The 13,564-nt window shown below is 62.3% G+C and carries 10 protein-coding genes; 6 read left to right on the top strand and 4 right to left on the bottom strand.

Features of this window, described 5'->3' with window-relative positions:
* Positions 1 to 268 precede the first annotated feature (268 nt).
* From EV286_RS04875 to EV286_RS04855, 5 genes are all read left to right on the top strand, one after another.
* Positions 269 to 1,981: a DEAD/DEAH box helicase gene (locus EV286_RS04875; protein WP_207909745.1), complete on the top strand. Its 1,713-nt coding sequence runs from the start codon at positions 269 to 271 to the stop codon at positions 1,979 to 1,981.
* A 387-nt stretch (positions 1,982 to 2,368) separates the two neighbouring features.
* The gene (locus tag EV286_RS04870) at positions 2,369 to 4,150 is read left to right on the top strand and encodes a radical SAM protein (RefSeq protein ID WP_132955893.1); all 1,782 of its coding nucleotides are present in this window, start codon (positions 2,369 to 2,371) and stop codon (positions 4,148 to 4,150) included.
* A gap of 224 nt (positions 4,151 to 4,374) precedes the next feature.
* Positions 4,375 to 5,784, top strand: a complete 1,410-nt coding sequence (locus EV286_RS04865; protein ID WP_132955892.1) for a circularly permuted type 2 ATP-grasp protein — start codon at positions 4,375 to 4,377, stop codon at positions 5,782 to 5,784.
* A gap of 6 nt (positions 5,785 to 5,790) precedes the next feature.
* Positions 5,791 to 6,732 carry an alpha-E domain-containing protein gene (locus EV286_RS04860; RefSeq protein WP_132955891.1) on the top strand — a complete coding sequence of 314 codons (942 nt, stop codon included), beginning with the start codon at positions 5,791 to 5,793 and terminating at the stop codon, positions 6,730 to 6,732.
* Positions 6,733 to 6,752: 20 nt separating this feature from the next.
* Positions 6,753 to 7,571, top strand: a complete 819-nt coding sequence (locus EV286_RS04855; protein WP_132955890.1) for a transglutaminase family protein — start codon at positions 6,753 to 6,755, stop codon at positions 7,569 to 7,571.
* A gap of 31 nt (positions 7,572 to 7,602) precedes the next feature.
* Here the strand turns inward: EV286_RS04855 and EV286_RS04850 are convergent, their stop codons facing one another.
* Both EV286_RS04850 and EV286_RS04845 read right to left on the bottom strand, forming a co-directional pair.
* Complete coding sequence (locus EV286_RS04850) at positions 7,603 to 8,412, bottom strand: transglutaminase family protein (RefSeq protein ID WP_132955889.1); 810 nt, start codon at positions 8,410 to 8,412, stop codon at positions 7,603 to 7,605.
* A 91-nt stretch (positions 8,413 to 8,503) separates the two neighbouring features.
* Positions 8,504 to 9,397, bottom strand: coding sequence for a transglutaminase family protein (locus tag EV286_RS04845; protein ID WP_132955888.1), 894 nt, complete (start codon positions 9,395 to 9,397; stop codon positions 8,504 to 8,506).
* A 376-nt stretch (positions 9,398 to 9,773) separates the two neighbouring features.
* Between EV286_RS04845 and EV286_RS04840 the strand changes: the two genes are divergently transcribed.
* Positions 9,774 to 10,253: a cupin domain-containing protein gene (locus EV286_RS04840; protein ID WP_132955887.1), complete on the top strand. Its 480-nt coding sequence runs from the start codon at positions 9,774 to 9,776 to the stop codon at positions 10,251 to 10,253.
* A gap of 67 nt (positions 10,254 to 10,320) precedes the next feature.
* Here the strand turns inward: EV286_RS04840 and araD are convergent, their stop codons facing one another.
* Both araD and EV286_RS04830 read right to left on the bottom strand, forming a co-directional pair.
* Positions 10,321 to 12,060, bottom strand: a complete 1,740-nt coding sequence (gene araD, locus EV286_RS04835) for an L-arabinonate dehydratase (RefSeq protein ID WP_132955886.1) — start codon at positions 12,058 to 12,060, stop codon at positions 10,321 to 10,323.
* Positions 12,061 to 12,122: 62 nt separating this feature from the next.
* Positions 12,123 to 13,556: an aldehyde dehydrogenase family protein gene (locus EV286_RS04830; RefSeq protein ID WP_132955885.1), complete on the bottom strand. Its 1,434-nt coding sequence runs from the start codon at positions 13,554 to 13,556 to the stop codon at positions 12,123 to 12,125.
* Between the last annotated feature and the right edge of the window lie 8 nt (positions 13,557 to 13,564).

The following is a 13,564-nucleotide window of genomic DNA, read 5'->3' as shown; positions in this document are numbered from 1 at the left end:
TTGACTTTGGCCGCGAATTGTCCCAAATGCACGCCAGCTTTCACCTTTCGGCCGCCGCGTGAGCGAGCCCTGCGAGACAAGAAAATCGCAAGAGAAGGACAAAAGCGCCTTTAAAATGAGATTGCCACCCCTTTGGCAGTCGGATGCGCAGGAAAGCTTTTTCCAACTTACAAGTTCCCACTTCACGCGGGGTTCTTGACGCCAGAATGACGCCGGACCGCATGGTGCGACCCGGCCGTTCGTCTTGGCGCCCCCGAAAGGTATTGAATTGACAAATTTCGAATCGCTTGGCGTTTCCAAGCCGGTTGTAGCGACCCTCTTGCAGCTCGGCATCGAGACGCCTACGCCGATCCAGGAGCAGGCCATTCCGCTCCTTCTTCAGGGCCGCGACCTCATCGGCCTCGCCCAGACCGGCACCGGCAAGACCGCAGCCTTCGGCCTGCCCCTTATTGAGAAGCTGATTCCGGAAGAGCGCCGCCCGGATAACCGCACCACGCGCACGCTGATCCTGGCGCCGACCCGCGAGCTGGTGAACCAGATCGCCACCAATCTGAAGAACTTCCTTCGCAAGTCGCACCTGCGCATCAACGTCGTCGTCGGCGGCGTCTCGATCAACAAGCAGCAGCTGCAGCTCGAAAAAGGCACCGACATCCTGGTCGCCACGCCCGGCCGCCTGCTCGACCTGATCAATCGCCGCGCCATCGGCCTGACGGCCGTGCGTTACCTCGTGCTCGACGAAGCCGACCAGATGCTCGACCTCGGTTTCGTGCACGACCTGCGCAAGATCGCCAAAATGGTGCCGAAAAAGCGCCAGACGATGCTTTTCTCGGCCACGATGCCGAAGGCCATCGCCGACCTCGCTGCCGACTTCCTGACCGACCCGGCCAAGGTCGAAGTGACGCCTCCGGGCAAGGCTGCCGACAAGGTCGAGCAGTACGTGCACTTCACTGGCGGCAAGAACGACAAGACCGACCTTCTGAAGAAGTCGCTCTCCGAGAATCCCGACGGCCGCGCCATCGTCTTCCTGCGCACCAAGCATGGTGCCGAGAAGCTGATGAAGCATCTGGAACATGTCGGCTACTCGGTCGCCTCGATCCACGGCAACAAGAGCCAGGGCCAGCGCGAGCGCGCCCTCAAGGCCTTCAAGGACGGCGACATCAAGACGCTGATCGCCACCGATGTCGCCGCCCGCGGCATCGACATCCCGGCCGTCAGCCACGTCTACAACTACGACCTGCCTGAAGTTGCCGAAGCCTATGTCCACCGCATCGGCCGTACGGCCCGTGCCGGTCGAGACGGCATCGCGATCGCCTTCTGCGCGCCTGACGAAACGCGCCTTCTGCGCGACATCGAGCGCCTGATGAGCATCCAGATCACTGTTGCAAGCGGCGAAGCGCCGGCCAACATGAATGCGACACCCCGCCGCGCCAACGGCAACGGCCAGAACCGCAACCGCAATGGCGGCCAGGGTCGTGGCGAGAACCGTGGCGGCGAGCAGCGTTCCGGCCAACGCCAGGACCGTCGTCCACGCCGCGAAGGCGAACAGGCTGAAGGTCGCGCCCGTGGCGAAGCCCGCGGTCATGGTGAAGGCCGGGGCCACGGTGGCGAAGAGCGTCGTGACCGTCCGGCGCGCGATGCGCGTCCGCAGCGGGAAAACCGCCGCAACGAGGACTTCCGTGGCCAGCGCCGTGGCGAAGCCACACCGCAGGGTGCCGATAACGATCTCGCTTCGACGTCGGATTTCCGTCCAGCCAACAAGCCGCATCGCAGCGGTCCCGCCAACGCAAATGGCGGTGCTGCCCATGACGGCGCCCATCGTGGCCCCCGTCACGCCCATGGCCGGCCGTCCGGCCGTCATGGCGAGGAGCGCGGCCACCAGGGCCAAAATCACGGCGGTGAGCGCCAGGACGCCAATGGCGGCATGAAGCGCCGCGGCCCCCGCAACGGCGGTGGCGGCGGCCAGCGTCGCGAACGCGCCTGATTTGAAAAAGAAAAAGGGGCCGGATGAAAATCCGGCCCTTTGCGCTTGAACGCGCTGTTGATCACGGTGCGCGGCGCGCGTTCGTGCCTGGCACTTCTGGGTTGCCGGCCTTGTAACTCGCAACGCTTACCGATAATCTCCGGCCAAATGCCGATGTTTCTCTCGCTGGGCTGAGGGGCCCTCACTGTTCCAACTGCGGCGCGGACCAAGGCCGACCACACAATGCGGTTGACGATTGAAAACGCCAATGCAGTGCCGGCTGGTCTGAAACATCTATCTGACACAGACCGACCTTATTGAACCTGTAGAGACGACAACTTACCTGTGGCCGACAGAAAGTCCGGCGCCTGCATTCGAGGCCATCGCCTCTCACGCGAAAGATCCACTTTGTCAAATGCTTCAGAGACTGCCCGCAAGCGCTTCCAGCTCGTCCTAGTCAAGCCGTCGCACTATGACGACGACGGATATGTGATCCGCTGGTGGCGGGCCATGATCCCTTCGAATTCCCTTGCCGCCATCTACGGGATCGCGAAGGACTGCGCGGAGCGGCAGGTTCTCGGAGCCGATGTCGAAATCGACATCACGGTCATCGACGAGACCAACACCCGCGTGAATACCAAGGCGATCCTGGAACAATTCCGCAAGCACGACAATTTCGGCATGATCTTCCTGATCGGGGTCCAGTCGAACCAGTATCCCCGCGCGCTCGACATCGCCCGACCATTCCGCAAGGCGAACCTTCCCGTCTCCATGGGCGGCTTCCATATCTCGGGTTGCCTGTCGATGCTCGACGGGACCGCGATCGAACTCGATGCCTGCCGCGACATGGGAATATCCATGTTTGCCGGCGAGGCCGAGGGCCGGCTGGAAATGGTGTTGCGTGACGCGGTCGCCGGCGAACTGAAGCCACTCTACAATTTCATGAACGACCTTCCGGGCATTGGTGGAACGCCGGTTCCCTTCCTGCCCAAGGACAATATCCAGCACACGCTCGGTCTCAGCACCAGCTTCGATGCCGGCCGCGGCTGCCCCTACCAGTGCTCGTTCTGCACCATCATCAACGTCCAGGGCCGCAAATCGCGCTTCCGCACGGCCGACGACGTGGAACAGCTGGTCCGGATGAACTGGGCGCAGGGCATCCACAAGTTCTTCATCACCGACGACAATTTCGCACGCAACAAGGACTGGGAGGCGATTTTCGACCGCCTGATCGAACTCAGGGAAAGGGACGGCATTCCGCTCGGTCTGATGATCCAGGTCGACACGCTCTGCCACAAGATCCCGAACTTCATCGAGAAGTCCAAGCGCGCCGGCGTCACCCGCGTCTTCATCGGCCTGGAAAACGTCAATCCGGACAATCTGACCGCCGCCAAGAAGAATCAGAACAAGATCACCGAATATCGCAAGATGCTGCTCGCCTGGAAGGCGCAGGGCATCATGACGCTCGCGGGATATATCCTCGGCTTCCCTGCCGATACGCCCGAATCGATCCGCCGCGACATCAGGATCATCCAGGAAGAACTGCCGCTCGACGTCATCGAATTCTTCGTGCTGACGCCGCTTCCCGGCTCCGAGGACCATCAGGTTCTCTGGAAGAAGGGCGTCGAGATGGATCCCGACCTCAACATCTACGATGTCGAGCATGTCTGCACCGCCCATCCCAGGATGAGCAAGGCGGAGTGGGAAGGCATCTATCAGGAAGCCTGGTCGCTCTACTATTCCAAGGAGCACATGAAGACGCTGCTGCGCCGCGCGATCGCCACCGGCGTTCCGCTGGCAAGCCTCGTCAAGGTGCTGGTATCCTTCGCGACGACCGTGCCGCTGGAAAACGTGCATCCGCTGCAGAGCGGCCTGCTGCGCCTCAAGCATCCGTCGGAGCGCCGTCCGGGCCTCAAGCAGGAGAGCCCCCTGCTCTTCTGGCCCCGCTTTGTCACGGAAACCGTCGTCAAGCATGTGAAGCTGGCCGGTGTCATCGGCAAGCTCGCGGTCGCTGCCTATTTCATCGCCAAGGACCCGGCGTCGAAGACCTATATGGACAAGGCCCTGACGCCGGTCGCCGATGACGACGACGAGAAGCTCGCGCTCTTCACCAAGACGGCGGGCGGCACCGCTGCCGTGACGCATGTCAAGAAGATCGCCCGCCTGACGCATCCGGATCTTGCCAGCTGACCAATAGTTAGCCCGCCAGCGCGCAAAATGATCATCTGCTGCTGTTTTCACCAACGGCAGCAGATCGGTGGCACTGCCATGTGCCCGGCCCCGCGCGAAATGACGGTCTTTTCGGCGGTTTCCCCTATCCGCGCCGATTTCACAATTCTTCGCTGCAAACTGTGCACGCTTCTTGCATTGCAATAAGCGTTGTATTCAAATGAGCAAAAATGGGGATCGCAGCTTTGGCATTTGATGAAATGATAACTGCGGGTGAAAGTCCGCGCGAGCCTTATCAGCAGTATTATGAGTGGTATTCCGGCCAAGATCGAACGCATCTGATCTCCAAGTCCCGCGACGCGGAAAACATCTTCCGCAAGACCGGAATCACTTTCGCGGTCTACGGACATGCGGATTCTTCCGAAAAGCTCATTCCCTTCGACATCATTCCCCGCATCATTTCCGGCCGTGAATGGCGCAAGCTCGCCCAAGGCATCGAACAGCGCGTCATCGCGCTCAACGCCTTCCTTGACGACATCTACCACAAGCAGGAGATCATCCGTGCAGGACGCGTTCCGCGCGAACTGATCGAAAGGAACGATGCCTTTCTCCCCGAGATGATCGGATTCCGTCCGCCGGGCGGCGTCTATACCCATATCGTCGGCACCGATATCGTGCGCACCGGCGAGGACCAGTTCTACGTGCTCGAGGATAATGCCCGCACACCCTCCGGCGTCAGCTACATGCTGGAGAACCGGGAGACGATGATGCAGATGTTCCCGGAGCTGTTCCACCTGAACAAGGTCCGGCCCGTGGAAGACTATCCGCTGCTGCTGCGCCAGAGCCTTGCCTCCCTGGCGCCCCCCGGCTGCGAGGGCAAGCCGCGCATCGCGGTGCTGACCCCCGGCATCTACAACTCCGCCTATTACGAGCACTCCTTCCTCGCCGACATGATGGGTGTAGAGCTTGTCGAGGGCTCGGACCTGCGCGTCATCGACGGCAAGGTACAGATGCGCACGACGCGCGGCTACCAGGCGATCGACGTCCTTTACCGCCGCGTCGACGACGACTTCCTCGATCCCCTCACCTTCCGGGCGGATTCGGCCCTCGGCATCCCCGGCATCATGGACGTCTACCGCGCCGGCAACATCACCATCGCCAACGCTCCCGGCACCGGCATTTCCGATGACAAGGCGATCTATTCCTACATGCCGGAGATCATCGAATTCTATACCGGCCGCAAGCCGATACTGGAGAACGTGCCGACCTGGCGCTGTTCGGAGCCCGGAAGCCTGAAATACGTGCTCGAACGGCTGGACGAGCTCGTGGTCAAGGAGGTTCACGGTTCCGGCGGTTACGGCATGCTGGTGGGGCCGACGGCCACGAAGAAGGAGCGCGCCGATTTCGCCGAGAAGCTGAAGCTGAAGCCGGGCAACTACATCGCCCAGCCGACGCTGTCGCTCTCGACGGTTCCGATCCTCGTCAACAAGGGCATCGCGCCGCGCCACGTCGATCTCCGGCCCTATGTGCTCGTCTCCGACAAGGTGCAGATCATACCGGGCGGGCTTACCCGCGTGGCGCTGAAGCAGGGATCGCTGGTGGTCAATTCCAGCCAGGGCGGCGGCACCAAGGATACCTGGGTACTGGAGGACTGAGACGCGATGCTGGGAAGAACTGCCAACGGGCTCTACTGGATGTTCCGGTACATCGAGCGGGCGGAAAACATAGCGCGTCTCATCGATGCCGGCCTGCGCATGTCGCTGACGCGCAGCGGCTCGGGAGACGAGGACTGGGACGGCGTGCTGCAGAGCGCCGGCGTGCGCGAAGCCTACGACCAGGCGCATGGCAAGCTGACCACCGCCGATGCCGTGGACTACCTTCTGCGTGACCGCTCGAATCCCTCGAGCGTAATGTCCTGCGTCGACTTCGGTCGCAACAATGCCCGCATGGTGCGCACGGCCCTGACGCGCGAGACATGGGAAGCGACGAACGAATGCTGGATCGAGCTGAAGGCATTGCTCGCCCGACGGCTTAGACCTCCCGAATTGCCCGAGGCGATCGACGTCATCAAGCGCCGCGCGGGTCTCATCCGCGGCGCCTTCCACGGATCGATGCTACGCAACGAGATATACAATTTCGCGCGTATCGGAACCTTCATCGAGCGGGCCGACAATACCAGCCGCATTCTCGACGTGAAATATTACGTGCTGCTCCCTTCGGTCTCGGCCGTCGGCTCGTCGCTCGACAACGCCCAGTGGGAATCCATCCTGCGTTCGGTGTCAGCCCATCGCTCCTACGGCTGGGTCTACGAGGCCGAATACAGGCCGGCCAACATTGCGGATTTCCTGATACTGAACGTGCAGATGCCGCGCTCCCTCGCCTACAGCTATGAAAAGATCGTGAGCAACCTGGGCTATCTCGCCCATGACTACGGCGAGCGGCTTGCGGCCCACGACACGGCCGACGCGATCCGCACGACGCTGCAGACGCGCCGGGTCAGGGATATCATGGATCAGGGCCTGCATGAGTTCCTCGAGGATTTCGTCTCGCGGAACAACAAGCTGAGCCAGGAAATTTCAGACGGCTATCGCTTCTACCAGTGAGCGGGCACGGGGGTGCGGACATGCGACTGAAAATCGATCACATCACCGAGTACAAGTACGAGGAGCCCGTGCAATTCTCATTGCAGCGGCTGCGACTTACGCCACGCGACACGCCCGGCCAGCGTGTCATCAACTGGACGGTCGATGTCGGCGAGGCCCATAGCGAAGTGGAGTATGACGACCAGTTCGACAATCTGGTGAATCTGGTCTCCGTGTATGGCGAGCGTGAGGGCACGCGCATCGTTGCCTCCGGCGAGGTGGAGACGGAAGACCTGACCGGCGTCGTCGGCCCTCATACGGGCTTTTGCCCGCTCTGGCTCTTCCTGCGCGAGACATCGCGGACGAAGCCCGGAAAAATGACGCGTGAGCTGATCCGCCGCGCAGAGGGCGACAGCGAGCTCGCCAGGATGCATGCACTGATGGATGCCATCCACGAGCAAGTCGAATACAGGCCCGGATCGAGCAACACGGAAACGACCGCCGAGCAGGCCCTCGAGGCGCGAAGCGGCGTCTGCCAGGACCACGCCCATATCTTCGTCACCGCCGCCCGGGCATTGCAGATCCCAGCCCGCTACGTCTCCGGCTATCTGATGATGGAGGGCAAGGCGGAGCAGGCGGCGACGCATGCCTGGGGTGAGGCGCATATACCGAGCCTCGGCTGGGTGGGCTTCGACCCCGCCAACAACATCTGCCCCGACGACCGGTATGTGCGGATCTCGTCCGGCCTCTGCTACCGGGACGCCGCACCGGTTTCCGGGATGCGCATCGGCACGCCCGGCGAAAAGCTGTCCGTGACGGTAACGGTCAAGGGTCAAGAACAGGTACAGAGCCAGAGTTGACGACGGCCCGGGCCTCGGTCATCGAACGGTCTTATGTCGCGATCTCCTCGGTGACCACCGAGAACTCGGCGAGTTCCGCAGGACCGAAGGCGGTCGACAAGGCGACGTCGGTGGCATCTCGGCCGGTCGCCATCAGTATCCGGCCGATGCGCGGAACATTGTGGCGAGCATCGGCCGTATGCCAATGGCCGCCAAGGAACACCTCGAACCAGGCGCTGAAGTCCATGGGTGCAGGATCGGGCGGCACACCGATATCGCCGAGGTAGCCGGTGCAATAGCGCGCGGGAATGTTCATGCAGCGGCAGAGCGTAATGGCGAGATGGGCAAAGTCCCTGCAGACGCCGGTCCTGTCGACATAACCGCCGTGGGCCGTGCGAAGCGCATCGGCCTTCTGGTAGTCGAAGGTTATGTGATTGTTCACGAAATCGCAGATCGCCTGAACCCGCGCCCAGCCGAGCGGCGTATCAGAGAACGTCTTCCAGGCAAAATCGCCCAGCCGGTCGGTATCGCAGTACCGGCTTCCCAGCAGAAAGACGAGAACATCGTCCGGCAGATCCTTGATTTCGTGCTGCACGGCATCGACCGGAACGGTATCAGGCTGGCCGCTGTCGTAGATCTCGAATTCCGTTGAAATCGTCATCAGGCCGCCGGGCGCCATGATGCGCGTGCACGAATTGCCGAACGTATCGATATAGTTCCAGGCGTCGATGGGCTGGCTGAAGCTGAGAACCTGAGCGGTCAGAAGATCGGTGCGGCGCGAAGGATGAATGTTCAAGACCAGCAGCATCGGGGTCGGATGCGCACATTTGTACCCGATAGTGAAACCAGCCCGAATCTTCATTGATACTCCCCGTCAACGACGCTGCCTCCGGTTTGGAGGCTAGGGTGAACGCCGCCGATGCGCGAACGTTCCAAAGTCGCCGGGGAATTCTCTAGAGTCCTTGTTCGACCGGCGCCTCGGTAGTGACATTCACCTGCACCATCATGTCGTCGAAGTCCTCGGCTTCGCCGTCATAGCTTCCCGAAAGCGGAATGGCCTGCCGGGGATCGCGCGCGACGCCGACCCGGATGAGATCGCGGTTGCCGACGATGCCGTTTGTGGGATCGAACTCGACCCATCCGGCTCCCGGGAGATAGACCTGGCACCAGGCATGGGTCGATCCGCCGCCGAGCGTGGTCGAGCCGTCGCGATCCGGAACATAGATGTAGCCGGTGACGAAGCGGGCGGCCAGGCCAAGGGAGCGCGCGGCCTCCATCATCAGCAGCGCAAAGTCGCGGCAGGTACCCTGGCGTCGCTGTAAGGTTTGGGTCGGCGTCTGCGTGCCGCGCTCCGAGCGCCGGGCATAGACGAAGCTTTCGCGAATGGCATAGCACAGCGTCATCAGCAGGTGACCGGTCTGCACGGTCTTGCCGGAAGGCACGAACTGCCTCGCCCAGCGCGCCACTTCCTCATCCGGGTCGGCATAGTGGCGGACCATCGTGCAAGCGAGATCCGCCTCCTCATCGGCATCGTAGGAAAACGGATAGATCAATGCCTCATGATCGATCTCGAGATCAAGGGAGACCTGCGGCGTATGCTCCAGACGGATATGCGTCTCAAACCGAAGTTCGCGCGCCGGACTGGCGATATCGATGAGCGCGATGCAATTGCCGAAAACGTCATGGATCCACCGGATCTGGCTCGGCTCCGGCTCGACCTTGATCTTCGCATCCAGAAGCCGTTGATCGAAACTATCGCGCGGCCGGAACATCACCCGATGCTCGCCGAAGGCGACGGGCCGCTTATAAAGATACTGGGTGATATGCTTCACTGAAAAAACGGTCATTGCTTAACCCGGAAAACAGGCTTGGAAAGGTCGAGGCGCCGACGTCGATGGCGAACGGCGGAGTTTCGCTGGTCAAATTCCCGCCCCTGCGCAGAGCGGAATGAGAAGAGGAATTGACCGCACTCGCCCACCGGCGGGACCCGCCTCGCAGATCGAGGCGACTGAACCGGCATAGTCATTGACGAGGGTTTGCGCAACGCAAATCGCCGTGCCCTGTCTTTTCGCGTTGTGCGGGCTGAGGGCCCCGATTTGTCCCCTTAGAGGCTCCATCACGAGAATGCGTCGCCGAAACTTTCCGTCATCTCCAGATGCCAGTTCCATGATATCCTCGCCGTCGGAATGCAGCTCAACACCTGATATCCGGGGGGAACAGGCCATGTCAGCAGTGCAGACCGATACCTATTATCTTCTGGGAATTCTTCTCCGCTTCCTCGCGCGAAGCCCGGAAACGGGCGACACCTTCAGCCTCGTGGAAGCCACCGTTGCGCCCGGCGCCGGCCCGCCGCTGAACCGTCATCCCGATGACGACGAATCCTTTTATGTCCTGGAGGGAACCTTCGAGTTCATCCTCGAGGGCAGCGCGAGGCTCGTCTCCACGGGAAGTTTCGTGAAGGTGCCCAGGGGCGCGGTACACGCCTTTACAAATGTGAGCGACGCACCCGCGCGCATGTTGATCATCAATGTGCCCGGCAAGGTGCACGACACCTTCTTCTCGGAAGCCGGCCGACCAATGCCGCCCGGAACACGTGAGCTGCCCCCGCCGGACGGCGAGGCGCCGGATATTCCGCGCCTGATCGAAATCGGCCAGCGCGCTGGCATCGAGTTCGTATTGCCGAAGGAAGCGGCAGCCGAATAGCGGTCAAAGAAAAGGCGGAGCTTACGCCCCGCCTCATCGTCGATTTGCAGTTCGGATGCGCCCAGCCTTAGTGGCTGTCCTTACCGACCGCGTTTCCACGACATCCCTTGAGGAAGTCGAGGTCGGCGCCGGTATCGGCTCCCTGGACGTGCTGCTGATGCAGCCAGGCGTAGCCGGACGTCGGCAGATCATGGTTCGGCTGCCATTCGGCAAGCCGGCGCGCCATTTCCTCGTCGGAAATGTCGACATGCAGGCGGCGGTTAGGCACGTCGAGCTCGATTATGTCGCCGTTCTTCACCACGGCGAGCGGCCCGCCGACAGCGGCTTCCGGCGACGTGTGCAGCACGACCGTACCGTAAGCCGTGCCGGACATGCGGGCGTCGGAGATGCGCACCATGTCGGTGATGCCCTTCTTCAACACCTTGGGCGGAAGGCCCATGTTGCCGACCTCGGCCATGCCCGGGTAGCCCTTCGGCCCACAGTTCTTCATGACCATGACGCAGGTCTCGTCGATGTCGAGATTGTCGTCGTTGATCTTGGCCTTGTAGTCGTCGATGTCCTCGAACACCACGGCGCGGCCACGATGCGTCAACAGATGCGGCGAAGCGGCAGACGGCTTCAGCACCGCACCCTTCGGCGCGAGATTGCCACGCAGCACGACAATGCCGCCCGACTGCGTCAGCGCCCTTTCGGCCGGGAGGATCACGTCCTCGTTCCAGTTGACGACGTCCTTGACCTCGTCCCACACGGTTTCGCCGGAGACCGTCAGCGCGTCCTTGTGCAGGAGACCCGCCTCGCCGAGGCGCTTCAGCACCACCGGCAAACCGCCAGCGTAGAAGAACTCTTCCATCAGGTACTTGCCCGACGGCATCAGGTTGACGATCGTCGGCACGTCGCGGCCACAGCGATCCCAGTCGTCCAGCGTCAGGTCGATGCCGACGCGGCCGGCCATGGCGAGCAGGTGGATGACGGCGTTGGTCGATCCGCCGATCGCCGCATTGGTGCGGATGGCGTTCTCGAAGGCCTGCTTCGTCATGATGTCGGAGGGCGTCAGGTCGTCCTTGACCATCTGCACGATGCGGCGACCGGTAAGCTGCGCCATGACCTTGCGGCGAGAGTCGACGCCCGGGATCGCGGCGTTGCCGGACAGCGCCATACCGAGCGCTTCAGCCATGGAGGCCATGGTGGAGGCGGTGCCCATGGTGTTGCAGGTGCCCGACGAGCGGCTCATCGAGGCTTCAGCTTCCAGGAACTCGGCCTGCGTCATCTCGCCGGCCTTCACCATCTCGGAAAACTTCCAAAGATGCGTGCCGGAGCCGACGCGTTCACCGCGGAAATAGCCGTTCAGCATCGGGCCGCCGGTGACGACGATCGAAGGCAGATTGACGGAAGCGGCTCCCATGATCAGCGACGGCGTAGTCTTGTCGCAGCCGACCAGCAGCACGCAGCCATCCATGGGCTGGCCGCGGATCGCCTCCTCCACCGCGAGAGCGGCAAGGTTGCGGTACATCATCGCGGTCGGACGGAAGGTGTTTTCCGACGCCGAGAACACCGGCACCTCAAGCGGGAAGCCGCCGGCCTCCCATACGCCCGCCTTCACCTTCTCCGCGAGTTCTCGCAGATGGCCGTTGCACGGCGTCATATCCGACCAGGTGTTGAGGATGCCGATAACCGGACGCCCGTCGAACAGGTCGTGCGGATACCCCTGGTTCTTCAGCCAACCGCGGTGATAGATCACGTCGCGGCTCGTACCGCCGTACCATTCCTGCGACCTCAGCTTCCGCGGCCACTCGGCTTTCTTCTTCATAATCTTCTATCCTTCAGGCGATGACCGAGCCTGCTCTCGAGGCCCGGGTCATCGCAAATGCCTCAAGCCAGCGTGTAGCTGGTCTTGACGGTGGTGTAGAACTCTGCGGCGTACTTGCCCTGCTCGCGCGGGCCATAGGACGAGCCCTTGCGGCCCCCGAACGGCACATGGAAGTCGACGCCTGCGGTCGGCAGGTTGACCATCACCATGCCGGCCTCAACGTTGCGCTTGAAATGCGTCGCGTGCTTGAGGCTGGTGGTGGCGATGCCGGCCGAGAGGCCGAAGGGCGTGTCGTTGGCGGTTGCCAGCGCCTCGTCGTAGTCCTTGACCCGGATAAGAGACACGACCGGCCCGAAGATTTCCTCGCGAGAGATGCGCATCTGGTTGGTCGCCTCGGTAAACAGCGTCGGCTGCAGGTAGAAGCCGGGCGTCTCGCGCGTGACAAGTTCGCCGCCGAAGGCGAGCTTGGCGCCTTCCTTCTTGCCGATCTCGATGTAGTCGGTATCGGTCTTCAGCTGCCGCTCGTCCACGACCGGGCCGATGTGCGTGGTCGGCTTCATCGCATCATCGACGACCAGCGTCTTCAGCTTTTCGGTGAGCGCCGCTACGAACTTGTCGTGGATGCCTTCCGTAACGATCAGACGCGAGGAAGCCGTGCAGCGCTGGCCGGTCGAGAAGAAGCCGGAATTGGCGGCCGCTTCGACAGCAACGGTGAGGTCGGCGTCGTCAAGCACGACCATCGGGTTCTTGCCGCCCATTTCGAGCTGGAACTTGCGGTTATGCTCGAGCGATGCAACGGCGACGCGCTTGCCCGTGCCGGTCGAGCCGGTGAAGGTGATACCGGCAAGATCGGGGCTGTCGAGCATCGCCTGGCCAACCACCGAGCCCTTGCCCATGACAAGGTTCAGGACGCCTTTCGGCAAGCCGGCGCGATGCAGGATGTCGACGATCGCCCAGGAGCAGCCGGGCACCAGTTCGGCCGGCTTGAAGACGACGGTGTTGCCGTAGCAGAGCGCCGGCGCGATCTTCCAGGCGGGAATGGCGATCGGGAAGTTCCAGGGCGTGATGATGCCGATGACGCCGAGCGGGTCGCGGGTGATCTCGACGCCGATGTTCGGGCGCACCGAGGGGATGATCTCACCCGCAAGCCGCAGCGCCTCGCCGGCGAAGAATTCGAAGATCTGCGAAGCACGGATGGTCTCGCCGATCGCCTCGGGCAACGTCTTGCCCTCCTCGCGGGCGAGCAGCGCGCCGAGTTCGTCCTTGCGCGCCATGATCTCATCGCCGGCCTTCTTCAGGATGACGTGGCGCTCCCAGATTCCCGAACGCGACCAGGCCGGAAACGCAGCCTTCGCCGCAGCAATCGCTGCCTTCGTGTCGGTGGCGCTGCCGTTGGCGTAGAGACCGACGACTTCCTTGGTGTTGGACGGATTGATGTTCTCGGTTGCGTCCGAGCCGACCCATTCGCCGGCGATCAGGTTTTGATAAATGGTCATGGGCCTTA

This window comes from Rhizobium sp. BK251, assembly GCF_004345245.1.
Lineage (GTDB): Bacteria > Pseudomonadota > Alphaproteobacteria > Rhizobiales > Rhizobiaceae > Rhizobium.
This window is presented reverse-complemented; position numbering and strand designations above follow the sequence as displayed.

Bases quoted from the DNA above. Each gene is read 5' to 3' on its own strand.
- EV286_RS04840 (WP_132955887.1), top strand. From the start codon at position 9,774: ATGTCAGCAGTGCAGACCGATACCTATTATCTTCTGGGAATTCTTCTC.
- EV286_RS04830 (WP_132955885.1), bottom strand. From the start codon at position 13,556: ATGACCATTTATCAAAACCTGATCGCCGGCGAATGGGTCGGCTCGGAC.
- EV286_RS04845 (WP_132955888.1), bottom strand. From the start codon at position 9,397: ATGACCGTTTTTTCAGTGAAGCATATCACCCAGTATCTTTATAAGCGG.
- EV286_RS04860 (WP_132955891.1), top strand. From the start codon at position 5,791: ATGCTGGGAAGAACTGCCAACGGGCTCTACTGGATGTTCCGGTACATC.
- EV286_RS04850 (WP_132955889.1), bottom strand. From the start codon at position 8,412: ATGAAGATTCGGGCTGGTTTCACTATCGGGTACAAATGTGCGCATCCG.
- araD (WP_132955886.1), bottom strand. From the start codon at position 12,060: ATGAAGAAGAAAGCCGAGTGGCCGCGGAAGCTGAGGTCGCAGGAATGG.
- EV286_RS04855 (WP_132955890.1), top strand. From the start codon at position 6,753: ATGCGACTGAAAATCGATCACATCACCGAGTACAAGTACGAGGAGCCC.